Annotated in this window: 25 protein-coding genes; 11 read left to right on the top strand and 14 right to left on the bottom strand. The window is 66.9% G+C overall.

The features are described from left to right. Nucleotides 1-165: 165 nt before the first annotated feature. Both G6N28_RS19095 and G6N28_RS19090 read left to right on the top strand, forming a co-directional pair. Nucleotides 166-840 carry an IclR family transcriptional regulator gene (locus tag G6N28_RS19095; protein WP_407664979.1) on the top strand — a complete coding sequence of 225 codons (675 nt, stop codon included), beginning with the start codon at nt 166-168 and terminating at the stop codon, nt 838-840. Nucleotides 841-868: 28 nt separating this feature from the next. Then, entirely contained in the window at nt 869-2473 is a 1605-nt protein-coding gene (locus G6N28_RS19090; protein WP_163902976.1) for an FAD-dependent oxidoreductase, read from the top strand. Here G6N28_RS19090 and G6N28_RS19085 read toward each other — a convergent pair. The 4 genes from G6N28_RS19085 to G6N28_RS19070 are packed head-to-tail and all read right to left on the bottom strand — an operon-like array spanning nt 2470 to nt 4897. After that, nucleotides 2470-2766, bottom strand: a complete 297-nt coding sequence (locus tag G6N28_RS19085) for a cytochrome C oxidase subunit IV family protein (protein WP_163902973.1) — start codon at nt 2764-2766, stop codon at nt 2470-2472. The genes G6N28_RS19090 and G6N28_RS19085 overlap by 4 nt on opposite strands. Before the next feature lie 3 nt (nt 2767-2769). After that, the gene (locus G6N28_RS19080; protein WP_163902971.1) at nt 2770-3366 is read right to left on the bottom strand and encodes a cytochrome c oxidase subunit 3; all 597 of its coding nucleotides are present in this window, start codon (nt 3364-3366) and stop codon (nt 2770-2772) included. After that, a complete protein-coding gene (locus G6N28_RS19075; protein WP_407664978.1) occupies nt 3363-4193 on the bottom strand; it encodes a hypothetical protein in 831 nt (276 codons plus the stop codon). Before G6N28_RS19075 ends, G6N28_RS19080 begins: the two co-directional genes overlap by 4 nt. Then, nucleotides 4190-4897: a hypothetical protein gene (locus tag G6N28_RS19070; protein WP_163902969.1), complete on the bottom strand. Its 708-nt coding sequence runs from the start codon at nt 4895-4897 to the stop codon at nt 4190-4192. Before G6N28_RS19070 ends, G6N28_RS19075 begins: the two co-directional genes overlap by 4 nt. Nucleotides 4898-5059: 162 nt before the next feature. Here G6N28_RS19070 and G6N28_RS19065 point away from each other — a divergent pair, with 162 nt between their 5' ends. Together G6N28_RS19065 and G6N28_RS19060 are read left to right on the top strand one after the other, a co-directional pair. Next, nucleotides 5060-5572: a TetR/AcrR family transcriptional regulator gene (locus G6N28_RS19065; protein ID WP_163906420.1), complete on the top strand. Its 513-nt coding sequence runs from the start codon at nt 5060-5062 to the stop codon at nt 5570-5572. Further along, nucleotides 5569-6033, top strand: a complete 465-nt coding sequence (locus tag G6N28_RS19060) for a nuclear transport factor 2 family protein (protein WP_163902966.1) — start codon at nt 5569-5571, stop codon at nt 6031-6033. Before G6N28_RS19065 ends, G6N28_RS19060 begins: the two co-directional genes overlap by 4 nt. Nucleotides 6034-6039: 6 nt before the next feature. On the opposite strand, the gene meaB is transcribed toward G6N28_RS19060, so the two are convergent. Both meaB and G6N28_RS19050 read right to left on the bottom strand, forming a co-directional pair. Continuing rightward, nucleotides 6040-6915, bottom strand: a complete 876-nt coding sequence (meaB, locus tag G6N28_RS19055) for a methylmalonyl Co-A mutase-associated GTPase MeaB (protein ID WP_163902964.1) — start codon at nt 6913-6915, stop codon at nt 6040-6042. 12 nt (nt 6916-6927) lie between these two features. Then, complete coding sequence (locus tag G6N28_RS19050; protein ID WP_163902962.1) at nt 6928-8079, bottom strand: thiolase family protein; 1152 nt, start codon at nt 8077-8079, stop codon at nt 6928-6930. Between the two features lie 77 nt (nt 8080-8156). Here G6N28_RS19050 and G6N28_RS19045 point away from each other — a divergent pair, with 77 nt between their 5' ends. Then, nucleotides 8157-8921, top strand: coding sequence for an SDR family NAD(P)-dependent oxidoreductase (locus G6N28_RS19045; RefSeq protein WP_064891910.1), 765 nt, complete (start codon nt 8157-8159; stop codon nt 8919-8921). A 7-nt stretch (nt 8922-8928) separates the two neighbouring features. Then, entirely contained in the window at nt 8929-9669 is a 741-nt protein-coding gene (locus G6N28_RS19040) for an SDR family NAD(P)-dependent oxidoreductase (protein ID WP_163902960.1), read from the top strand. A 111-nt stretch (nt 9670-9780) separates the two neighbouring features. Here G6N28_RS19040 and G6N28_RS19035 read toward each other — a convergent pair whose 3' ends face one another. The 4 genes from G6N28_RS19035 to G6N28_RS19020 are packed head-to-tail and all read right to left on the bottom strand — an operon-like array spanning nt 9781 to nt 13818. Then, nucleotides 9781-10545, bottom strand: coding sequence for an enoyl-CoA hydratase/isomerase family protein (locus tag G6N28_RS19035; protein WP_163902958.1), 765 nt, complete (start codon nt 10543-10545; stop codon nt 9781-9783). Between the two features lies 1 nt (nt 10546). Then, complete coding sequence (locus G6N28_RS19030) at nt 10547-11635, bottom strand: acyl-CoA dehydrogenase family protein (RefSeq protein ID WP_163902956.1); 1089 nt, start codon at nt 11633-11635, stop codon at nt 10547-10549. After that, nucleotides 11622-12437: an acyl-CoA dehydrogenase family protein gene (locus G6N28_RS19025; protein ID WP_163902954.1), complete on the bottom strand. Its 816-nt coding sequence runs from the start codon at nt 12435-12437 to the stop codon at nt 11622-11624. The genes G6N28_RS19030 and G6N28_RS19025 overlap by 14 nt, the downstream gene beginning before the upstream one ends. Further along, nucleotides 12415-13818, bottom strand: a complete 1404-nt coding sequence (locus tag G6N28_RS19020; protein ID WP_163902952.1) for a class I adenylate-forming enzyme family protein — start codon at nt 13816-13818, stop codon at nt 12415-12417. Before G6N28_RS19020 ends, G6N28_RS19025 begins: the two co-directional genes overlap by 23 nt. A 111-nt stretch (nt 13819-13929) precedes the next feature. Between G6N28_RS19020 and G6N28_RS19015 the strand changes: the two genes are divergently transcribed. After that, a complete protein-coding gene (locus G6N28_RS19015) occupies nt 13930-14247 on the top strand; it encodes a 2Fe-2S iron-sulfur cluster-binding protein (protein ID WP_163902949.1) in 318 nt (105 codons plus the stop codon). Here the strand turns inward: G6N28_RS19015 and G6N28_RS19010 are convergent. From G6N28_RS19010 to G6N28_RS18995, 4 genes are all read right to left on the bottom strand, one after another. Beyond that, the gene (locus tag G6N28_RS19010; protein ID WP_407664977.1) at nt 14235-15320 is read right to left on the bottom strand and encodes a CaiB/BaiF CoA transferase family protein; all 1086 of its coding nucleotides are present in this window, start codon (nt 15318-15320) and stop codon (nt 14235-14237) included. The two genes, G6N28_RS19015 and G6N28_RS19010, sit on opposite strands and share 13 nt — an antisense overlap. Next, nucleotides 15317-16273, bottom strand: coding sequence for an LLM class F420-dependent oxidoreductase (locus tag G6N28_RS19005; protein ID WP_163902947.1), 957 nt, complete (start codon nt 16271-16273; stop codon nt 15317-15319). Before G6N28_RS19005 ends, G6N28_RS19010 begins: the two co-directional genes overlap by 4 nt. A 106-nt stretch (nt 16274-16379) precedes the next feature. Then, the gene (locus tag G6N28_RS19000) at nt 16380-16802 is read right to left on the bottom strand and encodes a cobalamin B12-binding domain-containing protein (RefSeq protein WP_163902945.1); all 423 of its coding nucleotides are present in this window, start codon (nt 16800-16802) and stop codon (nt 16380-16382) included. Further along, the gene (locus G6N28_RS18995; RefSeq protein WP_163902943.1) at nt 16802-18379 is read right to left on the bottom strand and encodes a methylmalonyl-CoA mutase family protein; all 1578 of its coding nucleotides are present in this window, start codon (nt 18377-18379) and stop codon (nt 16802-16804) included. The genes G6N28_RS19000 and G6N28_RS18995 overlap by 1 nt, the downstream gene beginning before the upstream one ends. A gap of 201 nt (nt 18380-18580) precedes the next feature. Here G6N28_RS18995 and G6N28_RS18990 point away from each other — a divergent pair, with 201 nt between their 5' ends. From G6N28_RS18990 to G6N28_RS18975, 4 genes are read left to right on the top strand one after another with little or no spacing between them, the layout of a single operon-like run. Next, entirely contained in the window at nt 18581-19396 is an 816-nt protein-coding gene (locus G6N28_RS18990; protein WP_163902941.1) for an SDR family oxidoreductase, read from the top strand. Continuing rightward, nucleotides 19393-20904, top strand: coding sequence for a class I adenylate-forming enzyme family protein (locus G6N28_RS18985; RefSeq protein WP_163902939.1), 1512 nt, complete (start codon nt 19393-19395; stop codon nt 20902-20904). Before G6N28_RS18990 ends, G6N28_RS18985 begins: the two co-directional genes overlap by 4 nt. A gap of 10 nt (nt 20905-20914) precedes the next feature. Continuing rightward, nucleotides 20915-21217 carry a hypothetical protein gene (locus G6N28_RS18980; RefSeq protein WP_046750207.1) on the top strand — a complete coding sequence of 101 codons (303 nt, stop codon included), beginning with the start codon at nt 20915-20917 and terminating at the stop codon, nt 21215-21217. Nucleotides 21218-21230: 13 nt separating this feature from the next. Further along, a complete protein-coding gene (locus tag G6N28_RS18975; protein WP_163902937.1) occupies nt 21231-22694 on the top strand; it encodes an adenylate/guanylate cyclase domain-containing protein in 1464 nt (487 codons plus the stop codon). The last annotated feature ends 46 nt before the right edge of the window (nt 22695-22740 follow it).

Raw genomic sequence — 22740 nt, 5'->3', positions numbered from 1 at the left:
GCACTTTGCTCATTTATCGCACATCTACGTGCACTATAGTCAGAGCATCACTCTCACGAGTGGCGAATGTCAAGGGAAACCCAGGAGGGGGCCGTAATGGCGCCGGGTCAGGGCGAAGCCCGACAAAAGGGCGGGGGAAGCCGTAAGGCGGAGCCCGGTTCTGGTGTGCCCAACGCCCCTGGCTCGCAGACATTGGCCCGCGGGTTGGCCGCGCTGCAGTTGGTCGCGACCGCGCGGGCCGGGCTGACCGCGCAGGAGGTGGCCGACAGCATCGGCGTGCACCGGACGATCGTGTACCGGCTGCTCGCCACGCTGTCGCAGTTCCGGCTGGTGGCCAAGGGCGAGGACGGGCGCTATCGGGGGGGCGCGGCCCTCGCCGTGCTGGGGGCGTCCTTCGACAACAACCTGCGCCAACTCTGCCTGCCGACGCTCCGTGCGCTGGCCGACGAACTCGGCAGCACCGTTTCACTGCTCGTCGCCGAGGGCGACCAACAAGTCGCGATCGCGGTGATCGTGCCGACCAACGTCTTCTACCAGCTCTCGTTCCACGAGGGCAGTCGCTATCCGCTCGAGCGCGGCGCCGCCGGGATCGCGCTGCTGGCCAGCATGCCGCCGCGACCGGGGGAACGCGATCTCGTTCCGCTGGCCCGCAAGCAGGGCTGGGTGATCACCCACGGCGAGATCGAGCCCAACACGTACGGTCTGGCCGTTCCGGTGCGACGACAGCCGCCGTCGCCACCCACCTGCATCAACCTCATCTCTCATCGCGAAGACGTCCTGATCGGCAGCAAGGACGCAGTTGTCAGGGCGGCCAACGAACTCTCCGCGATCCTCGGTTGAGGACCGCGGCAGCCGAAAGGAGCTACCGATGGCGGACTGGGACCATGAAGTCGACGTGGTCGTCCTCGGCAGTGGCGCCGCGGGATTGACGTCGGCGCTGACCGCCGCGGCCAACGGCGCGTCGGTGGAGGTCTACGAGAAGGCGACGACGGTCGGCGGTACGACGGCGGTTTCCGGTGGCATCATCTGGATTCCGGCACATTCCCGTTCCGCCGACGGCGAATTGACCGTCGAGGACGCGATGGCCTACCTGCGGGCGCAGTCGCTCGGGGTCATGGACGACGAACTGGTGGAGACGTTCGTGCGCACCGGTCCGGAGATGCTGGACTTCGTCGAGGCCAACAGCGAGTTGCGCTTCGAGATCGCCGAGGGTTTCCCGGATTACAAGCCCGAGCTGCCCGGAGGCCGGCCGGGCGGTGGGCGCTCTTTGAACGCCAAACCCTTCGACTTGTCGCGGATCGACCAGTGGCGTGACCGCATCACCTCGTTTCCGGCCGACTTCAGCAACGTCGGTATCGACGCCGAGACCAGGGCCCGGATCCATGCGTCGGTGGACGACGACTCGGGTGATTACTGCGTGGCGGGCACGGCGCTGATCGCCGGCTTGCTCAAAGGGCTGCTCGACCGTGGTGTGGTGCCGCAGACCAATGCCAGGGCCGTCGAGCTGGTCTCCGACGCACTGGGCATCACCGGCGTGCGAATCATCCAGGCCGGCAAGGAGATCGACGTACGCGCCCGCCGCGGCGTCGTGCTGGGCACCGGTGGTTTCGAGTGGGATCCCAAGCTGGTCGACGCATATCTCCGCGGGCCGATGCGGGGCGCGGTGTCACCGCCGAACAATACCGGCGACGGCCTGCGCATGGCGATGGCGCACGGTGCGGATCTGGCCAACATGGGTGAGGCCTGGTGGGTGCCGATCGTGCAGTTGCCCGGTGACTCGTTTCAGGGCCATCCCCGCAGTCGCAGTGTCCGGCTGGAGCGCACCCGGCCCCGAAGCATCATCGTCAACCGCGCGGGCAAGCGGTTTGTCAACGAAGCAGGCGAGTACAACTCGATGGCGGGGCCGTTCCACTACCTCGACCCGAAACATGGCTACGCCAACGACCCGGCCTGGATTGTGTTCGACGCGCAACACCTCAAGCGGTATGGCTTCCTCGGCATCGAGCCGGGCGGGCAGGCCCCGGACTGGTTCTCACCGTCGGCCGACTTGGCGGAGCTCGAAGCCAAGACCGGTATCGACGCCGAGGGCCTGGCACACACGCTTCGCGCGTGGAACGACCACGTCGCCCAGGAGGTCGATCCGGAGTTCGGCCGTGGGGCAAGCGCTTACGACGGATACTGGGGTGACGACAAGGCAACGACGACGGCGGGCAAGACGCTGGGGCCCATCGATACGCCACCGTATTACGCGGTGCCGGTGTCGATCGGGGCGATGGGCACCAAGGGCGGTCCGCGTACCGACCGCGACGGCCGGGTCCTGCACGTCAACGGTTCGGTGATCACCGGCTTGTACGCCGCAGGCAATGCGATGGCGGGCGCCACCGGCAAGGCGTACGGCGGTGCGGGCGGAACACTGGGCCCGGCAATGGTGTTCGGGTACCGCGCGGGGCGGGCGGTCTCGGCGCGTTCCTAGCCGGCGACCGCTGAGCCGACGAAGTAGCTGCCCAGCAGGCACGCCCCGATCAACACCACCCACCCGTCGGTGAGGCGGCGCAACAGTGCCGGAGCGTGGCGCACCTCCATGAACTCCCGAAAGACGATGCGCACCTTGACGAGCGCGATTCCGATCGCGCTGACCGTGACGACTGTGCTGGCCTTCAACGTCCCGTTCTGGGCCGTCGTGGTGTCCATCCAGACATAGACCAGCGTCATCGCCGTAAGCACCAACCACACGACCCACAATCGCTTACCGAATGTCACCCTCACGGCTCACCTCACCACGTAGAGCAGCGCGAAGATCACGATCCACAGCAGGTCGACGTTGTGCCAGAAAGTCGCTCCTGTCTCGACAATCTGCTGGGAACGACGGGCAGGACTCCACAGTTGATAGACCACCACGCCCAACACCACAAATCCGATGAGCACGTGTATGCAGTGGATCGAAGTCAAGAAGTAATAGTGCTGGAAGAACTCGTCGCTGGTGAAGGTGTTACCCATCCGGATCTCGCGGATCCACTCGATCACCTTGGATACGAGGAACACCAGGCCGAAGAAGATCGTCAGGTAAGCGTTTGTCAACGCAGGCCGGTTTGCGCCGGCACGCGAAGCCTGCACGCAGCGCGCGAGCGTCAACGAACTCAGCAACAGCGCAACGGTGTTGAGAACACCGGTACGCAGATCGAGGTTGGCCTGGGACTGAAGGTAGAGCTCCGGGTTGAGGGCGCGCTGGACCAGATAGACGGAGAAGTACGCGGTGAACAGAGCCATCTCGAACAGGACGAAGAACCACATGTCGGGTTGTCCCGGCACGGACTTGACCGTCCGCTCAGCGGTGTTTCGCGTCGTGGTGCCCGCAAGGTTCGTCATCGGGCCGCCCCCACCACAACTTCGGTGTGTCGGTCCGGCAGCTCGGGCAGCGGGCCGGTTCCGAAGTCCTCGCGTTCGATCATCTTGCGCAGCAACACGATGAACACGGCGGTGTAGGTGACAAACACGAACATGTTCACCCACCAGGCGATCGCGCCGTTCCAGGCGAAGACACCGCGTTGGAAGATCCATGCCGGTGCGACGACGACTTCGGTCAGCGCATTGCACAGACCCAGGTACCCGAACCACTTCGGAAAGACCCGGTTCTTGTCGATGAGGATCGCGACCATCCACACCAGGGATCCGATCAGGAAGACGCCCATGGTGCCGCTGAACGACAGGAACGCGAAGTCGTAAAGCCATTGGATCAGCGCGGGATCCCGGTCGGGGCGATACGCGGCGACGGTCATCGCGATGGCCATCACGAGCATCCCGGGTATGGCGCTGAGCGCGTACATGGCCAGGTAGGAATAGCCGAAGATGGGGCTGACCGACATGCGTCGCATCGAATAGGCAAGCAGCGCGTTCATCGGCGCGCACATGCCGGTGATCAGGAACACGACGCCGAACCCGGCGAGGATGCCCAGGTGCCGCTCGCTGAACCACTGGACGACCAACGGGGTGTCCCATGCCGGGCTCGGCGGCGGCTGCACCCGGGTGACCAGAAAGAACAGCACACCGTAGAGCTGGTAGAACACCACCATCACCCACCACGCGAACCACAACTCGCGCTTGGGGTGGTGGCGGAAGTTCCAAATGAAGCGGCTCACCGACGAACCGGTGGGCGGCTGCGGCATCGCGGACTGCTCCGTGGTGGCTGCGCTCATGCGGTGACCCGCTGCTGGGCCCGTTGGCGCCGGATCGTCTGGCCGAGTACGACTCCCATCACCACGATCCATACCGCGATCGCGATGTTCTTGACCCAGAACGACAGCAGGCCGTCCCAGGCGATCGGCCCGTCGAAGGACAGCGCGGTGAACGCCGCGGGCATCAGCGCGACCGCGACCAGGATGTTGAGGTGCGCCACCCACGGTTTGAAGATCGGCCGCTCCTGGTGATCCCAGTAGATGGCCAGCGCCAGCAGCAGGCACTGGGCGATCATGTACGGCACCAGGATGGTGAAGGTGATCCACGCGAGGTCGTTGAACAACTGGGTGAGCTCTGGGGCGCGCTCAGGGCGGAACGCCCCGAGAAGCCAGAACATGTTGGCGATGAGAAAGAGCGTGGGAGGCCCTGCGGCGCAAGCGATCAGGCTGTACGACAGGATCGGCGTGCGATGGGCCATGCGACGCACCTGCATCACCAAGAGCATCACGATGGGGATCAACCCGACGCCGAACCAGTTGAACAGGATCATGCTGTAGCGGATCCGCGCGGTCTCATCACGGTAGAACGCGGCGACCTCCTCCACGGGCATCGTCGGCGACATCGGGTGAGCGAAGCCGGGAAACAGGAAGAACGCCGATATCCAGATGACTGCCACCGCAGGCAGAGTCCAAAAGAGGATCAGCTCCCCATCGGTTTTTCTCATCGTCGGATTCCTCTCCGATGCCGTGGTTGCCGATCGGCAACTCGCACGGTAGCCGATCGGCTACTTTGCGGTCAATACTGGGCTACCCTCGTCGCTGTGACGTCCATCCAGAAACCCCGCCTCTTCAGCGAGATCACCCGCACCGCCGCGCAGACCCGCGTGATGGACGCGGCGCTGAGGCTGATCGCCGAGCACGGGGTGAGCGGCACGTCGCTGCAGATGATCGCCGATGAGATAGGTGTGACGAAGGCGGCCGTCTACCGCCAGTTCAAGACCAAGGAAGAGATCGTCATCGCGATCACCGAACGCGAGATGGCCACGCTGGAAGACGCTTTGGAGGAGGCCGAGGGGCACGGACCGCGAGCGCGGGACATGTTGCTCGACCGGATGATCGACCAGGCCATCGAACGCCGCGGCATCGTCAGCGCGCTGCAGTTCGACCCCGTCATCATCAGGCTGCAGGCCGAATACGAACCGTTTCAGCAGTTCATCGAACGGCTCTATGGGGCGCTGCTGGGTAAGCAGGCCGGCATCGAAGCGCGGTTACACGCCGCGGTACTCTCGAGCGCGATCAGCGTCGCCGTCATGCATCCCCTCCTTGGCGATCTGGACGACGAGACGTTGCGCACGCAGTTGAAGCAGATGACCCGTCGGATGCTGGGGCTTTCCCGATGAGCCCCGACACCGTGGCGAACGAGCACGCGATCCACGCTCTAGTCCACCGGTATGCCGATGCCGCGTCGCGTCGCGATCCCGCCGCAGTCGCAGCAACTTTCACGGTTGATGGGGTCTGGCAGTCGCCGGAGTTGGGAGAATACAAAGGCCGCGACTCGATGCTGGCCTTCTTCACCTCGATGCTGCGCGGCTGGAACGCGTTTCTTCAGGGTCTGATGTCTGGCGTGGTCGTCCTTGACCCCGCCGATCCCGATCGGGCGACCGGTCGCTGGTTCGTCCAGGAGATCGGCCAGCGCCGCGAAGGCACCTGCCTGAACATCGCGGGCGTGTACCACGACGAGTACAGGCGCCGGGGCGACACCTGGCTCATCATGCGCCGCCGCTACGACGCGCTGCTCAGGAACGCCGACGGCGCGGTGACCGCAATGCCGTTCCCCGCGGACGCGCCGACGATCGGCTGACGGGCGCTAACGCTCGACGGCAAGGGCGAACAACCGCTCGGCCGCGGTGTACGCGTCGCCGCTACCGTCGGCGACGGACTGCGCGAGCCGGTCCAGGTCCGGATGGTTACGCAGCAGGGTCTGGGCGAGCGACAGAATCTGTGCGCGGGCCCGTGCAGTGCGTCGTTCGGGATTGTCCGCGCGGTGATGGGCCTCGACGGCCTCGACCAACTCGGCGATCCCCTGCCCCTGAGTGGCAACGATTTTCAGGATCGGCACGCTGGTCTCACCGCGCAGGTCGCGGACGGTTTGATCAGCGCCTTCGCGGTCTGCCTTGTTGATGACCACGATGTCGGCGACTTCCAGCACCCCGGCCTTGGCTGCCTGAACGGCGTCACCGCCACCGGGATTGAGGATGACGACCGTCGGGTCGGCGACGGCTGCGATCTCGATTTCCGACTGTCCGACACCGACGGTCTCCAGCACGATCAGGTCGTAGGACAGCGCGGCGAGCAATCTGATCGCGGCCGGAACCGCCGCGGCCAACCCGCCAAGGTGACCTCGCGCGGCCACCGAGCGGATGAGCACATCGGAGTCGTTGATATGCGCGGCCATTCGGATTCGGTCGCCCAGCAGGGCGCCGCCGCTGTACGGCGACGACGGGTCGACGGCGAGCACCGCGACCCGCATGCCCTTCTCCCGGTAGGCGCCGACGAGCACGCCAACCGTCGTCGACTTACCGGCGCCCGGCGGGCCGGTGACGCCGACGATACGTGGCGGGGTGACCGCGCCGAGCGCGTCGAGAACTTCGTTGCGCCGGGGGCTTTCGACCAGAGTCAACAGGCGACCGGCAGCCCTGGTGGATCCGCTGCGCGCCGCCGCAATGAGCTCGTCGATGGTCATCGCTTCCGCAGTCTACGGTGCGGCGACCTCGATCACCGTGGCCGATCCCATTCCGCCGCCCGCGCACATCGCGGCCACGCCGATGCCGCCGCCACGCCTGCGCAGCTCGTGCACGAGCGTGACGATCATCCGCGCGCCGGTGGCGGCCACGGGATGGCCGAGCGAGCAGCCGCTACCGCTGACGTTGACGCGTTCGGGGTCGATGTCGAGCAACTTGATGGTGGCCACACACATCGACGCGAACGCCTCGTTGATCTCGAACACGTCCACATCGGAAAGGGAAAGACGGGCCCGGGCAAGCGCTTTCGGAATCGCCTCCACGGGCGCCAGCCCGGTCGACGCCGGATCGACCCCCACCGACGCCCATGAGCGCACGGTGGCCAGGGCGGGAAGCCCCAGGCGGTCGCTGGCGATCGCGAGCACCGCGGCGCCGTCGTTCGCGCCGCACGCGTTGCCCGCGGTGATCGAGAACCCTTCGATCTCGGGGTGCAACGGCTTGAGGGCTGCCAGCTTCTCGATGCTGGTGTCGCGGCGAGGGTGCTCGTCGGTGTCGAACAGACCGTGCGGCGTCTCGATCGGCACGATCTCGTGCTTGAACCGGCCTTCGTCGATGGCCGCGATCGCCTTGCGGTGCGAGCCCAGTGCCCACTCGTCCATCTCGGCGCGGCTGATCCCGGCCTTGACCGCGGCGTTCCAGCCCACGGTGATCGACATGTCCATGTTCGGTGCGTCCGGCCGGTCGGGATGGGTGGGCGGAAACCAGTCGACCCAGTCTTGTTCGGCGCCCTCCCCCGCCCGACGCTTGAACCGCGGTGACGTGGACGCGGAGTTGACCCCGCCGGCGATGATCAACTGGTCCATGCCCGCGCGGATGCTGGCGGCCGCACCCTGCACCGCGGCCTGCCCCGCCGCGCAGTGCCGGTTCACGGCAAGCCCCGGAACCGCGGTCAGCCCCGCGGTGATCGCTGCATGCCGAGCCACGACGCCGCCGCCGTACAGGCCCTCGCCCAGCACCACGTCATCGACCGGGTGCGAGCCCAACTCGCCGACCGCGGCGCCCACCACGTGCTCGGCGAGCTGATAGGCGTCGGTGTCGCGAAGCGTGCCCTTCATGGCGGTGCCGATGGGCGTGCGAAGCGCCGAAACGATCACGGCTTCAGGCATAGGTGTCTCCGTTCCAAACGAGGGCGAGAATGTTATTCTCTCAGTTCGAGAGTGCCAGTTGCAAGAAGGGGAACCATATGCAAATCGCAGGTAACGCGGCGATCGTGGTGGGCGGCGCAGGCGGCCTTGGCGAAGCAACGGTTCGGCGCCTGCAGGGTGCGGGGGCCAAGGTCGTGGTCGCCGACCTCGCCGACGACAAGGGCAAGGCGCTCGAGAAGGAACTCGGTGTGCGCTACGTGCCCACCGATGCCACCTCCGAGGAGTCGGTGCTCGCGGCGATCGCCGAAGCGGAGGCCCTCGGCCCGCTGCGCATCGCGGTGGACACCCACGGCGGCCCCGCCGGCGGTGGCCGGCTGGTCGGCAAGGACGGCTCACCGCTGGGCCTCGACGCCTTCGAGACCACGATCAAGTACTACCTGACCGCGGTGTTCAACGTGATGCGGCTCAGCGCGGCGGCGATCGGCAGGACCGAACCGCTGGAGGAGGGCGGGCGCGGCGTCATCGTGAACACCGCCTCGATCGCCGGCTACGAAGGCCAGATCGGTCAGTTGCCGTACGCCGCCGCCAAGGGCGGTGTCATCGGCATGACGCTGAACGCGGCCCGTGACCTGTCGCCGCTGGGCATCCGCGTCGTCACGATCGCGCCGGGCACCATCAACACGCCCGCCTACGGCCAGGCGGCCGATCAGCTGGAGCAGTACTGGGGTCCGCAGGTGCCGTTCCCCAAACGGATGGGCCGGTCGACGGAGTACGCGCAGCTGGCGCAGAGCATCGTCGAAAACGACTACCTCAACGGTGAGATCATTCGCCTGGATGGAGCGTTGCGGTTCCCCCCGAAATGATCCGGCCGTGACGCTGACGGGCAAGGTCGCGTTCGTCGCCGGTGCCAGCCGCGGCATCGGCGCGACGGTGGCGGCCGCGCTGGCTCGTGAAGGCGCGGCAGTCGCCGTCGCGGCGCGTTCGGAACAAGAGGGCAAGGTTCCCGGGACCATTCATGCTGTCGCCGAACGCATCACGTCAGCAGGTGGGCGTGCGCTTCCGGTGCCGTGCGACGTCACCAGCGAGGAGTCGGTCGAGAACGCCGTCGCCGCAACGGTTTCCGAATTCGGCGGGATAGACGTCCTGGTCGCCAACGCGGGCGTGCTGTGGCTGGGGCCGATCGAGTCGACACCGCTCAAGCGCTGGCAGCTGTGCCTCAACGTGAACCTGACCGGCGTGTTCCTGGTGACCAAGGCGGTGATTCCGCACGTGCGCGCCCGCGGTGGTGGCTCGCTGATCGCGATCACCACCACCGGCGTCGACATGATCGAACACGGTTCCAACGCCTACTGGGTGTCCAAAGCGGGGGTCGAGCGGCTGTATCGGGGGTTGGCACACGATCTGCGGCCCGACAACATCGCCGTGAACTGCCTGTCCCCGTCGCGGGTGGTGCTGACCGAGGGTTGGCAGGCAGGCGGCGGGGGGATGCAGGTGCCGCCCGAGATGGTCGAGCCGCCGGAGGCGATGGCCAACGCCGCGGTGCGACTGGCCCAACAGGACGCCGGCGGCGTCACCGGCACGATCCAGCGCTCCGAGGCCCTCACCTTCTGACCAACGTTGTCGGCGAGCGCACGCCCTCCCATTCCCGCGAAATAGCGTTCCCGGTCGCGGCTTTCACTGCACAGCAGCCATGGCCGCTATCTCGGCGGTCCGCGAGCACGCTTATTTCTTGTCGATCAGCCCGTCGACGATCTTGTTGAAATCGGCGGTACCGAACGACACGTATTCTGCGAGGTTCGCGTAATCCAGCGATGCCAGCACAGCCTTCTCCAGCTGCAGGTTCATCAGGCGCTTTGTCGCCTCCACGGCTTGCTGCGGAAGCTCGATGAGCTTCTTGGCGCACGCGATGGCCTCGGCCAGCGGGTCCTCGACCACATGGTTGGCCAGTCCGAGTTCGACAGCGCGCTGGGCCTTGATCCGCACACCGGTGAGCGCGAACTCCTTGGCCTGCAGCAGGCTGATCTGTGAACCCCACACCAGCGGACCACCGTCGGCCGCGACCAGCCCGATAGTGACGTGCGGGTCGGCGAAGAACGCGTGTTCGGCGATGTAGACGACATCCGAAAGCGCCGCGAGGCTGCAGCCCAGTCCGACGGCCGGGCCGTTGACCGCGGCGACCACCGGAATACGACAGCGCACCATCCCGATCACGATGTCGCGACCGTGCTTGATCGTCTTCTGGCGCAACGCTTCGTCGTTGCGCAACTCGTCGAGGTAATTGAAGTCACCACCCGCCGAGAATGCCCTTCCGGCACCGGTGATCACCGCCGCGCGCGCGTCGGCGTCCTCGTTGAGCGCGTCCCAGAGCCGCGCCAGCCCGACGTGCAGGGCGTCGTTGACCGCGTTCAGGTCATCGGGCCGGTTCAGCGTGATGATGCGCAGTGCGCCGTCGGCTTGAACGTCGATTTCCGGTGGCAGGTCGTACAAATCAGGCTCCTAACCCGAGAATCCGTGAGGCGATGATGTTCTTCTGAATCTGTGACGTGCCGCCCATGACACTTTGTGCGCGACTGTACATGTAGGCGCCAAACAACTCCGGGTCGCTGGTCCCGACCGTCGCCAGCGCCGCGTGTCCGACGGACTGCTCGACCCACGTCATGAGCAGCTTGTCGAGCGAGCCCTGTGGGCCGTGGGTGATGCCGTCGAGCTGCTCCGACAACCGCCTGCGTACGTGCAACCGCAGCATCTCGGTCTGCACCCACGCCCACGACAGCTCCTGCGGTGTCACGCCTTCTACCTGAGAAGCCAGCTGTCGCACCAGCTTTCCATACCGGGCCGAAAAGCCCAGCGTCGACGGCTCCCGCTCATGGCTGACGACGGTCATCGCCAACTTCCAACCTTCACCGGGCCGGCCCACCATCTGGCCGGCCGGCACCCGCGCGCCGTCGAATGACACCTGGCCGAACTCCTTGGTGACACCGCTGATCATCTTCAACGGCCGCTGCTCGATGCCCGGCTGATGCATGGAGACGATGAACGCCGAAATGCCCTTATGCTTGGGGACGTCCTTGTCCGTGCGGGCCAGCAGCAGACACCAGTCGGCCACATCGGAATAGCTGGTCCAGATCTTGTGGCCGGAGATGACGTACTCGTCGCCCTCGCGGGTCGCGGTGGTGGTCAGCGACGCCAGGTCGGAACCCGCGCCGGGCTCCGAGAAGCCCTGACACCACCGCTCGGTGCCGTTGATCATCCCGGGCAGGAAGCGCTGCCGCAACTCCTCGCTGCCGTGGTGCGACAGCCCGACGACCAGATAGCCCAGGCTCGGCCGGGCCGGTGCCCCGGCCTTCGCGATCTCCTCGTCCACGATCACGTCGTACACCGGCGGAAGATCCTGTCCGCCGTATTTCTTCGGCCATGACGTGCCGAAGAACCCGGCCTCGTACAACGCCTGATGCCAGGCGCCTTGAGCGGCCCAGTACTCGTCCCCCGACGTCGGGAACTTGCCCTTGTGCTCGGTCAGCCAGTCGCGCAACCGGGCGCGGAACGCGGCCTCCTCCGGCGAATCACGAAAGTCCAATGGACAGCTCCTCCAACTTGACGGGCCATGTCTCGGTGGCGGTCAGCACCCGCCGCAGGTACACGTGCGCAAGGCATTCCCAGGTGTTGCCGATGCCGCCATGCACCTGGATGGACGTCTCGCAGACCGTCAGCGCCGCACGCGCACAATAGATCTTGGCAACCCGGGCAGCCTCGACCGCCGCGGCGGCGGGCAACTCGTCGACCGCCCATGCCGCGTGGCGCAGCACGCTGATCGAGCCCTCGATGAGCGCGAGCCCTTCGGCCAGCATGTGCCCCACTGCCTGATACGACCCGATCGTCGCGCCGTACTGCTCGCGGACCTTGGCGTATTCCACCGCCAGGTTCTGCGTTCCGCGCGCGGCACCCACCAGGTCCGCACAGGTCACGGTGAGCGCCAACGCGCGCCACCGGGTGGCGTCGTCGTCGCTCAATTCCCGAAGCTCGACGGGTGACTCCACCACCCCCGCAAGCGCTTTCGTCAGATCGACGCCGTCCGGCGGCGCGGCGATCGGCGTGTATTCGCGGCCGAGTCGGCGGCTGAGGTCATCGGCCAGCACCGGCCCGGCGAACGGCACATCGACGAGCCCGCGGGCGAACTCCTCCGCGACGATCGCCACCTCGACACCGGAGCCGCCGTCGGAACGCAGCGCGCGAAAGCCGGTGGCGTCCACCGCTTTCTCCAGCCGGGCAAGCCGGTCCGCGTCTTCGAGTTCGGCCACCGAGCCAGGACCGAGGTCGTCGGCGAGTTTGGCCGCGGCCTCTCGCAGCTGCTGCTGTTCAGCCGTCAGTCGAACATCCATGCTGCTCCTTCAGCACTCGGCGCAATACCTTCCCGGAAGGTAAGCGGGGAATCTCCGGAACGACCACCACCCGGCTCAGCCGCTTGTAGGACGCCAGCCGTTCGCCGACAAGGTCGCACAGCTCCTGGGTGTCGAGCTCGTCCCGGGTCGCGACCGCGGCGACCACTGCTTCGCCGTCCACGGGATGCGGGACGGCGAACACCGCGCAGTCCGTCACGCCGGGGTGCCCGTGCAGGACCGCCTCGATCTCGGCGGGGGCGATCTGAAAGCCGCGGACCTTGATCATCTCCTTGGCCCGATCGGTGATGCGCAACCAGCCGTCGTCGTCGAGGTAGCCGACGTCGCCGGTGCGGTACCAGCCGTCCGCGAACGCCTGCGCCGTCGCCGAGTCCGGCAGGTAACCACCCATCACCGAGTCGGCCCTGACCTGAATCTCCCCCGCCCCATCGGGGGGCAGCACCGCGCCGTCCTCCAGCGACACGATGCGCACGCTCACCCCGGGAACCGGCCGGCCCACGGTGTCCAGTCGCGCCCCGTGCAGCGAGTTGCATGAAATCACCGGTAATTCGCTGGTGCCGTAGGCGGTGACCCAGTTCACCCCGACCCTGTCGGTGACGGTTTCGGCGACGCTCCGGGTGACCGGTGTCGCGCACCACATGATGTAGCGCAGCGACGACAGGTCGTAGGACTCGAGCTTCGGATGGCCCGCCAGCGCCAGCGCGATCGGCGCGACAGCCATCTCGATGGTGATTCGGTCGGTTTCGATGTGCTGCAGCATCGCATCGATGTCGAATCGGCGGTGCAGCCTGATCCACGCCCCGGTCTCCAGCGCCATCACGATGTTCAGAAGGCCCAGAATGTGCGACGGCGGCGTCATGATCTGCATCCGGTCGGCCGGCGACAGCCCGAGGGCATCGCGCCAGTGCCGCACCGCGACGGCGAAGCCGCGATGGGTGTGGCGCACCGCCTTGGGCATCCCCGTGGTGCCTGAACTGAACACGAACAACGCGTCGGCATCGGGGTCGGGCGGCGGAAGCGCATGCCGCTCCGGGGTCAGCGGCTCATCCAGGTGCAGCATCGGCATCAACTCGTCGAGCACCGGATGGTCGCCGACGGCGTGCGACGGCGTCGTCAGTGCCAGCGCATGTTCGACCTCCGTGCGCCGCCATGCCGGGCTGAGCAGAACGGCCGCGGCGCCGAGCCCCCAGATGGCGCGCAACGCGACGACGAACTCGGGCCGGTTCGACGACATCAGCGCGACGCGCTGGCCCGCCGTAACCCCGCGACGTTCCAGCGTGCGTGCCAGTCCGGCGGCCAGCTCGTCGAGTTGCGGCAGGGTGTACTCGCGCTCCTCGAAAACGAGCGCGGTCGCCTCACTCACACCCTGTCCTCACTGGCCGCTTCCGAGTTCTACGATGTTTGGAGAATAGCGTATCATTTAACGAGAATGCTATTCTCGTCCAGTTAGAATCCATGTGCCAGGAGAGGTTCGATGACGGCAGATCCGATGCCTGTCCCACCCGCCGACGACGGCGACGGACAGGTGACGATCGTCCTCGAGCGCAAGAAGGTCTCGGTGCCGCGGATGGCGAACGAAACCCTCTTGGAGAGCGCGCGCCGCGCCGGCCTCTCGCCACCGTTCTCGTGCGAGGCGGGCAACTGCGGCACCTGCATGGGCAAGTTGCTCGCGGGCCGCGCCACCATGCGGGCGAATGACGCGCTGGAACCCGATGAGGTCGAAGAGGGATACATTCTGACCTGCCAAGCCGTTCCCGAGACTCCGTCGGTAAGCGTCAGCTACGACGAGTGAGCCGCCAGCGGCCCCGTGCTGCCGTGCTCGTCGACCCGTGGCGGTGGCCGGTAGTCCGGTTCGTAGCCGCCGATTCGAATGGGGCTGCCCACCAATCGGAAGTCTCCGGCCGTGACGACCGCCTCCGGTGTCGCCTCCAGCGCTTCGGGGAGCGTGCGCACCGCTGCCACCGGAATGCCGAGGGGCCGCAACCGCGCCTCCCATCCGGTGGCGGTGTCGGTGGCCAAGGCAGCCGACACGACCGCCAGCACCTCGTCACGTTTGGCCGCGCGCTCGGCCATGGTCGGAAATCCCTCGATGCCGGCCTCCGCGCAGAAGGACTGCCAGAACGCGTCGTGGGTGATGAACAGCGCCAGGTAGCCGTCGGCGGTCTGGAACAGTTGCGCCGGAACGTAATACGAATGTGCACCCATCGGATAGCGCAGTGGTGGCGCACCGTCGTTGAGATAGGCCGACGCGCGGTAGTTCAACTGCGACAGCATCACATCGCGCAGCGACACGTCCACCTGGCCGCCGCGACCCGACACGATCTGCGCCAGCAGGCCCAGCGCCGCGGCCAGCCCGGTGGAATTGTCCGCCGACGAATAGCCGGGCAGCGTCGGCGGGCCGGCCGGGTCGCCCGTCATCATCGCGACCCCGGTGGCCGCCTGGATGACGTAGTCGAACGCCGGGTCGTCGCCGCCTTCCAGACCGAAGCCCGTCATCGCCACACACACGATCCGCTCGTTGAACCGCCGCAACGACTCGTAGGTCAGGCCCAGCCGTTTGATCGCCGACGGTTTCATATTCACCAGCAGCGCATGCGAACTCGCGACCAGCTCCCCCAACCGCTCGCGTCCGGAGTCCGAGCGTAGATCCAGTACGACGCTTTGTTTGTTGCGGTTCAGACTGGCGAAGTAGCTGTCGGACACCTGGCGCGAGATCTCACCGCCGGGCGGCTCGATCTTGATCACTTCCGCGCCGAGGTCGGCCAGCAGCATCGTCGCGTACGGCCCGGCCAGCATGACCCCGACCTCGAGAATGCGGATGCCAGCCAGCGGCGGGCCGCTAACAGGGTCCAGCGGAGGTGTCACCGCACCGCCTTGGCGAGCTCGGCGATGACTTCACGTGTCCGGTATTTGGAGGCAACCAGCTCGTCGCGGTTGTCGCCGATGGGCAGCAGCCGCACCGACAGGTCGGTGACCCCGGCGTCGGCGAACTTCTTGAACCGCGCGAGGATGGCGTCTTCGTCGCCCGCCGCGCAGAGGTCGCCGACGTTGCGTGCCTCACCGCGGTCGAGCAGTCGCTGATAGTTCGGGGACGTTTCCGCTTCGGCGAGAATCCGATTGGCGCGCTCTTTGGCCGCGTCGATCTCCGAGTTCGCGCACAGGCACACCGGAATGCCGGCGACGATACGCGGAGCGGGGCGGCCGGCCTCCGCGGCCGCCTTGTTGATCTTCGGCGCGATGTGCTCGCCGATGGCCTTTTCGTCGGCCATCCACAGCACGGTGCCGTCGGCGTGTTCACCGGCGATCCGCAGCATCACCGGTCCGAGCGCGGCCACCAGCACCGGCATCGGTGACGCGGCGCCGAGGACCGTGGGGTTGTGCACGGTGAACGTGTCGTTCTCGACGTCGACGTCACCCGGCCCGGCCAGCGCCGCGTTGAGCACCTCGAGGTAGTCGCGGGTATAGGCGGCCGGCCGCTCGTACGGAATGCCCAGCATGTCGCGCACGATCCAGTGGTGCGACGGGCCGACACCCAACGCCAGCCGTCCGCCGGTACCGGCGTGCACCGACAGCGCCTGGCGGGCCAGCGCGATGGGATGCTGAGCCTGCAGCGGAACGACGGCGGTGCCCAGTTCGATGCGCGACGTGCGGGTACCCATCAGGGTGACCATGGTCAGGCAGTCGAAATCGTTGGGCACCTGCGGCATCCATGCCGTGTCCATCCCGGCGGCCTCGGCCCACTCGATGTCGTCGAGCAGCTTCTTGACCTTGCGCGCCATGTCGCCGCGTTCGGCCCCGATCATCACGCCCAGCCGCATTTGGCCCTCTCCCGATCGCGTTGTGATGTAACACCCCCGGCGAGCTGGGCCCACGCGAGAGCTGGGGATCGTGAAAACCCCCGAAAATGCCGACTTCGAGGGGTTTTCACGTCTCCTCGCGCAAGGGGGACGTCAGTTTGCGCACCTCGTCGACCAGCGTGTCCAGCGGTGTCCCGGTGGGAAAGACCGCGGCCGCACCAGCGTCGAGCAGCTTGGGCACGTCGCCCTGCGGAATGGTGCCGCCGACGACGACCGCGATGTCACCGGCATCCGCGGCACGCAACGCGTCGATGGTGCGGGTGGTCAACGCGACGTGCGCGCCCGAGAGAATCGACAACCCAACCAGCGCAACGTCTTCCTGCAGGGCGATCGACACGATGTCCTCGATGCGCTGCCGGATCCCGGTGTAGATCACCTCGAACCCGGCATCGCGGAGCGTGCGGGCGACGATCTTGGCGCCGCGGTCGTGGCCGTCCAGGCCGGGTTTGGCGACCAACACCCGCACCGGGCTGTCCGAAGCCGAGGCCATCAGAACACCACCGGCTGCTGGAACTCGCCCCACACCGACTTGAGCGTGGACACCATCTCGCCGACGGTGCAATAGGCGTTGGCGCAGTCGATCAGCTTGTGCATCAGGTTGTCGTCACCTTCCGCCGATTTGGCAAGCGCGGCAAGGGCCTGCTTCACCGCCACGTCACTGCGGTCCGCCTTCACCTGGCTCAGCCGTTTGAGTTGGAGATCACGTCCCTCCGCGTCGAGCTCGTAGGTGGCGATCTCCGGGGGCGGTTCGTCGGTGACGAACTTGTTGACACCGACGACGGGGCGCACGCCGGACTCGATCTCCTGGTGCAGCTTGAACGCCTCGTCGGCGATCAGGCCCTGCAGATAGCCGTCCTCGATGCAGCGCACCATGCCGCCGTGCTGTTCGAGATCGTGCATGATCTCGATGATCTTCTCCTCGGTGGCGTCGGTGAGTGCCTCGACGAAGTAGGACCCGCCCAGCGGGTCTGCCACCTTGGTCACCCCGGTCTCGTAGGCGAGGATCTGCTGGGTGCGCAGCGCCAGCGTCGCCGACTCCTCGCTGGGCAGCGCGAACGGCTCATCCCATGCCGCGGTGAACATCGACTGCACGCCGCCCAGCACCGACGCCATCGCCTCGTAGGCGACCCGCACCAGGTTGTTCCTTGCCTGCGGCGCGTACAGCGAAGCTCCGCCCGACACACAGCCGAAGCGGAACATCGAGGCCTTGTCGGTGGTGGCGCCGTAGCGTTCGCGCACGATGGTGGCCCAACGCCGCCGACCGGCACGGTATTTGGCGATCTCCTCGAAGAAGTCGCCGTGGGTGTAGAAGAAGAACGAAACCTGGGGTGCGAACTTGTCGATCGTCATCCGACCGCGCTCGATCACCGTGTCGCAGTACGTCACCCCGTCGGCGAGCGTGAACGCCATTTCCTGCACGGCGTTTGCGCCCGCGTCGCGGAAGTGCGCTCCGGCCACCGAGATCGCGTTGAATCTGGGCACCTCGGCGGCGCAGAACTCGATGGTGTCGGCGATCAGGCGCAACGACGGCTCCGGCGGCCAGATCCAAGTGCCGCGCGAGGCGTACTCCTTGAGGATGTCGTTCTGGATGGTGCCGGTGAGCTTCTCGCGCGGCACACCGCTCTTCTCCGCGGCGGCGACGTAGAACGCCAACAGGATCGCGGCCGTGCCGTTGATGGTGAAGCTCGTGCTGATCTGGTCCAGGGGGATGCCGTCGAACAGGATCTCGGCGTCGGCCAGCGTGTCGACGGCGACACCGACGCGACCGACCTCCTCGCCGTACTCCGGGTCATCGGAGTCGTAGCCGCACTGGGTCGGCAGGTCCAACGCCACCGAGAGCCCGGTGCCGCCCTGCTCGAGCAGATAGCGGTAGCGGCGGTTGGACTCCTCAGCCGTGCCGAACCCCGAGTACTGCCGAAACGTCCATGTCTTGCCGCGGTAGCCGCTCGCGAAGTTGCCGCGGGTGAACGGGTAGGTACCCGGCGCAGGCGGGTCGGCCGCCCGGTCGTCGGGTCCGTAGACGGGTTGGAGCGGGATCCCCGACGGGGTCTGTACTGGCTCGCTCATCACTGGATAACGTACTTGCAAAAAATGAGAATGCCAATACCGAACACTGCAAACACGCACGGAGTGGGGCCGACAGTCCAGGGTTCCGCGAGCAGTGCCGACCCCGTACACAGCGGTTATGGCACTTGCGTAAAATGAGAACGTCACTACCGCCGGGTTAGCCCGTCGCGTAGCATCGAGGCGGCCATCCCGAGGAGGTCCATGTCCACCCTCTCTGACCGCACGCTCGTCGTGTCCGGCGGCAGTCGCGGCATCGGTTTGGCGATCGCGACCGCCGCGGCCAAACGCGGCGCCAACGTGGTGTTGCTGGCCAAGACGGCCGAACCCCATCCCAAACTGCCCGGCACCGTGCACACCGCTGTCGCCGAGGTGGAGGCGGCGGGCGGCAAGGGCGTCGCCGTGGTGGGCGACGTGCGCAAGGAAGAAGACGTGCAACGCGCGGTGGACACCGCCGTCGAGCGCTTCGGCGGCGTCGACGTCGTCGTCAACAACGCCAGCGCCATCGCCACCGAACCGACCGAGCAGCTGAGCGCCAAGAAGTTCGACCTGATGATGGACATCAACGTGCGGGGCACGTTTCTGCTCACCAAGGCGGCGCTGCCGCATCTGCGCACGTCGGCCAACGCCCACGTGGTGACCCTGGCGCCGCCGCTGAACATGAACCCGCACTGGCTGGGCGCGCACCCGTCCTACACGCTGTCGAAGTACGGGATGACCCTGTTGTCGCTGGGGTGGGCCGCGGAGTACGACTCCATCGGTTTCGCCTGCCTGTGGCCCGAGACCTATATCGCGACGGCGGCGGTGACGAACCTGGCCGACGGCGCGAGCCTGGCGGCGCGATCGCGCGATCCGCAGATCATGGGCGATGCGGCCGTCGAGATCCTGTCGCGGCCGCCGGCCGACGTCAACGGTCAGTGCTACATCGACTCCGCTCTGCTCGCCGAGGCCGGCGTCACCGACCTGTCCCCCTACGGCGGCGGGAACGATCCCATCCTTGATATCTTCGTCGACAAATGAGCATCTCTTTGCTGCTCGAGATGGCGTCCTCGAGCGATCCCGATCGGACGGCGGTGGTCTCCGACGAAGTTCGCCTGACCACAACCGAACTGAGCTCGCTCGCCGACGGTGGCGCGGGCGCGATCGCGGCGTCGGGCGCATCCCACGTGGCCTACGTCGGCACCGGCGGCTTCATGTTGCCGCTGCTGCTGTTCGCCTCGGCGCGAGCAGGCGTCGCGTTCACGCCGCTGAACTACCGGCTCAGCGGCGACGGCCTGCGCGAGCTGATCGACCGGTTGCCCGCACCGCTGGTGGTGGCCGACGGTGAGTACCTCGACGTGATCGCCGGCGCGGGCAAGCAGGTGATCGACGCGGAGGAATTCGCCGCCGCCGCCCGCACCATAGCACCTGCCCCCGATATCCTTGCGTTCCCCGATCCCGACGACGTCGGCGTCGTGCTTTTCACCTCGGGAACGACGTCACGGCCCAAAGCCGTTGAGCTGACACATAATAACCTGACGAGCTACGTCACCGGCACCGTGGAGTTCGCGTCGGCCGAACCCGGTGACGCCGCGCTGATCTGCGTGCCGCCCTACCACATCGCCGGCGTGGGCGCTGCGCTGTCGAACCTGTACGCGGGCCGCAAGATGGTCTACCTGCGCCAATTCAACCCGACCGAGTGGGTGCGGCTGGTGCGCGACGAGGGCGTCACGACTGCGACGGTGGTGCCGACGATGCTGGACCGCATCGTGACGGCGCTCGAAACCGACCCCGTCGACCTGCCCACCCTCCGCAACCTGGCCTACGGTGGCTCGAAGGTTGCGCTTCCGTTGGTGCGCAAGGCACTTGGGTTGCTTCCCAATGTCGGATTCGTCAACGCCTATGGCCTCACGGAGACCAGCTCGACAATCGCGGTGCTCTCCCCCGACGACCACCGCGCCGCCCTCGACGCGGACGCCGCCGTCGCGCGCCGGCTCGGCTCGGTCGGCCAACCCGTGCCGGGCATCGAGGTGCAGATCCGCAGCGAGACCGGCGATGTGCTCGGGCCGGGCGAGACGGGCGAGTTGTTCGTCCGCGGCGATCAGGTGTCGGGCCGCTACGCCGAGATCGGCTCGGTGCTCGACGAAGACGGCTGGTTCCCCACCAAGGACATCGCCATGGTCGACGAGGACGGCTACCTATTCATCGGCGGGCGCTCCGACGACACCATCATCCGCGGCGGGGAGAACATCGCTCCGGCCGAGATCGAAGACGTCCTCGTCGAGCATCCGTTGGTGCGCGACTGCGTGGTGGTGGGGCCCGAGGATCCCGAGTGGGGTCAGATCATCGTTGCGGTGGTGGTGCCCACCGATACTTCAGGCGAGAACCCGGATCCCGAGGAGTTGCGCGAGTTCGTCCGACGCCAGCTGCGTGGATCCCGCACCCCGGACCGGGTGGTCTTCCGGAGCGAACTGCCCACCAACGCGACGGGCAAGGTGCTGCGCCGCGAGCTGATCGACGAACTCTCGCGGACAAGCGCGAAAAACTAAGGAGCCGAACATGATCAAGAACGGCACACGGCTGCAGAGCCAGGTCTGCGACACCCAGGTGATCGTGGTGCGCAGTGCCGACAGCCTCGACGATCTCCGTGCCGGCGGAGTACCGATGGTGCCGCTGGATGGCGAAAAGGATCCCAACGCCACCCTCGACCCCGCCTTCGCGGACGGCAACGCGATGGGCAAGCGATACGTCGACGACAACGGGGCCGAGGTGCTCGTCACCAAGGCCGGTGCGGGCACGCTGAGCGTGGGGACCACACCGTTGTCTCTCAAGGAAGCCAAGCCGCTACCCGCGAGCGACTGATACCTTCCACCTTGTGAGGCCACGCCGCCTGCTCGCCCGCTACGCGGCAGGCCTTGCGTCGGCTTATCTGCTGACGGTCGCCGAGGTCATCGCGATCGTCTTGGCGCTCAGCGGTGGAAGCGCCGCCACCGCCGAGAACATCGTCACCGCGGCGGTGCTCATCTGCATCGGGACGGCCACCACCGCCGTGGGTGCCGTGCTCATCGTCGCGCCCACCCTGCGCTGGCTGAGCACCGGGCGGGCGCCCACCGAGCCCGAACGGCAAACGGCGCTCAAGACACTGCAGCGTCAGTCGGCGATCACCGTGGCGCCATGGGTGCTCACCGCGGCGGTGTTGATCCCGCTGAACCTCGACGCGGGAACCGAGGTGCAGGTGGTCATCGCATCGGCCATCCTGTTCGGCGCCGTCGCCACCGTGGCCACCGGGTTCCTCTTCACGCTGCGCACGCTGCGTCCGATATTGGCCAGCGTGTCACCGGATCCGGAGTTACGGGGACTGAAAGCCCCCGGTGTCCGTGCCCGGCTGGTGCTGATGTGGACGGTCTGTACGGCGTTGCCGGGCTTGGCGATCGCGTTGTTGCTGATCATGCGGTCTCGCGGCTGGATCATCGCGCAGAGCACTTCGATCGACCTGGCGCTGTTGGTGCTGGCGCTCGTCGCCGTCGTGCTCGGGCTGCGCGCGATGATCCTGGTGTCGATGTCGATCTCGGACCCGGTGGGAGAGGTCGTCGACGCGATGGCCGAAGTCGAGCGCGGACGCATCGACCACACGGTCGACGTCTATGAGTGGTCGGAGATCGGCCGGCTGCAGCGAGGTTTCAACGCCATGGTCGCCGGGCTTCGCGAACGGGACCGGCTGCGAGATCTGTTCGGCCGTCACGTCGGCGAGGAAGTGGCGCGCCGTGCCCTCGACGACACCGACTCGCATTCAGGCGACGAGCGCGACGTCACTGTGCTGTTCGTCGATCTGGTGGAGTCGACGCGGTTGGCGGCGTCGCGCGAACCACACGAGGTCGCCGAGGTGCTCAACGACTTCTTCCGGATCGTGGTCGCCGAGGTCGACTCCCATCACGGGCTGATCAACAAGTTTCAGGGCGACGCCGCGCTCGCCGTGTTCGGCGCGCCGCTGCGGATCGACGATCCGGCGACGACCGGTCTGGCGACCGCGCGCGCCCTGCGGCAACAGCTGCGCAGGCTGCCAGTCGACTTCGGTATCGGGGTATCCGCAGGACCGGTGTTCGCGGGGAACATCGGCGCGGAGAACCGCTACGAGTACACCGTCGTCGGCGATGCGGTCAACGAGGCGGCTCGGCTGGCCGATCTCGCCAAGGAGTACGACGGCCGGGTGTTGTGTTCGGGCGCGGTGTTTCAGCGCGCCAGCCGAGACGAGCAACGCCATTGGACGACGCAGGGTTACGAGGTGCTGCTGCGGGGCCGTGCGTCTCCGACACAGCTATGGGCGCCAACCCCCAGATAACGCATATGGCCCGCACGGCAATTGCGTTCACATTATGCTGCCTAAC

The sequence above is a fragment of the Mycolicibacterium pulveris genome (assembly GCF_010725725.1).
Taxonomy (GTDB): Bacteria; Actinomycetota; Actinomycetes; order Mycobacteriales; family Mycobacteriaceae; genus Mycobacterium; species Mycobacterium pulveris.
Note: the sequence above shows the minus strand (reverse complement) of the source record. Positions and strands in the feature narration are given on the sequence as shown.

Excerpts from the sequence above, each read along its gene's own strand:
- G6N28_RS19090 (WP_163902976.1), top strand. The coding sequence starts at position 869 with ATGGCGGACTGGGACCATGAAGTCGACGTGGTCGTCCTCGGCAGTGGC.
- G6N28_RS19080 (WP_163902971.1), bottom strand. The coding sequence starts at position 3,366 with ATGACGAACCTTGCGGGCACCACGACGCGAAACACCGCTGAGCGGACG.
- G6N28_RS19075 (WP_407664978.1), bottom strand. The coding sequence starts at position 4,193 with ATGAGCGCAGCCACCACGGAGCAGTCCGCGATGCCGCAGCCGCCCACC.
- G6N28_RS19070 (WP_163902969.1), bottom strand. The coding sequence starts at position 4,897 with ATGAGAAAAACCGATGGGGAGCTGATCCTCTTTTGGACTCTGCCTGCG.
- G6N28_RS19065 (WP_163906420.1), top strand. The coding sequence starts at position 5,060 with ATGGACGCGGCGCTGAGGCTGATCGCCGAGCACGGGGTGAGCGGCACG.
- G6N28_RS19060 (WP_163902966.1), top strand. The coding sequence starts at position 5,569 with ATGAGCCCCGACACCGTGGCGAACGAGCACGCGATCCACGCTCTAGTC.
- meaB (WP_163902964.1), bottom strand. The coding sequence starts at position 6,915 with ATGACCATCGACGAGCTCATTGCGGCGGCGCGCAGCGGATCCACCAGG.
- G6N28_RS19050 (WP_163902962.1), bottom strand. The coding sequence starts at position 8,079 with ATGCCTGAAGCCGTGATCGTTTCGGCGCTTCGCACGCCCATCGGCACC.
- G6N28_RS19045 (WP_064891910.1), top strand. The coding sequence starts at position 8,157 with ATGCAAATCGCAGGTAACGCGGCGATCGTGGTGGGCGGCGCAGGCGGC.
- G6N28_RS19025 (WP_163902954.1), bottom strand. The coding sequence starts at position 12,437 with ATGGATGTTCGACTGACGGCTGAACAGCAGCAGCTGCGAGAGGCCGCG.
- G6N28_RS19015 (WP_163902949.1), top strand. The coding sequence starts at position 13,930 with ATGACGGCAGATCCGATGCCTGTCCCACCCGCCGACGACGGCGACGGA.
- G6N28_RS19005 (WP_163902947.1), bottom strand. The coding sequence starts at position 16,273 with ATGCGGCTGGGCGTGATGATCGGGGCCGAACGCGGCGACATGGCGCGC.
- G6N28_RS19000 (WP_163902945.1), bottom strand. The coding sequence starts at position 16,802 with ATGGCCTCGGCTTCGGACAGCCCGGTGCGGGTGTTGGTCGCCAAACCC.
- G6N28_RS18995 (WP_163902943.1), bottom strand. The coding sequence starts at position 18,379 with ATGAGCGAGCCAGTACAGACCCCGTCGGGGATCCCGCTCCAACCCGTC.
- G6N28_RS18990 (WP_163902941.1), top strand. The coding sequence starts at position 18,581 with ATGTCCACCCTCTCTGACCGCACGCTCGTCGTGTCCGGCGGCAGTCGC.
- G6N28_RS18985 (WP_163902939.1), top strand. The coding sequence starts at position 19,393 with ATGAGCATCTCTTTGCTGCTCGAGATGGCGTCCTCGAGCGATCCCGAT.
- G6N28_RS18980 (WP_046750207.1), top strand. The coding sequence starts at position 20,915 with ATGATCAAGAACGGCACACGGCTGCAGAGCCAGGTCTGCGACACCCAG.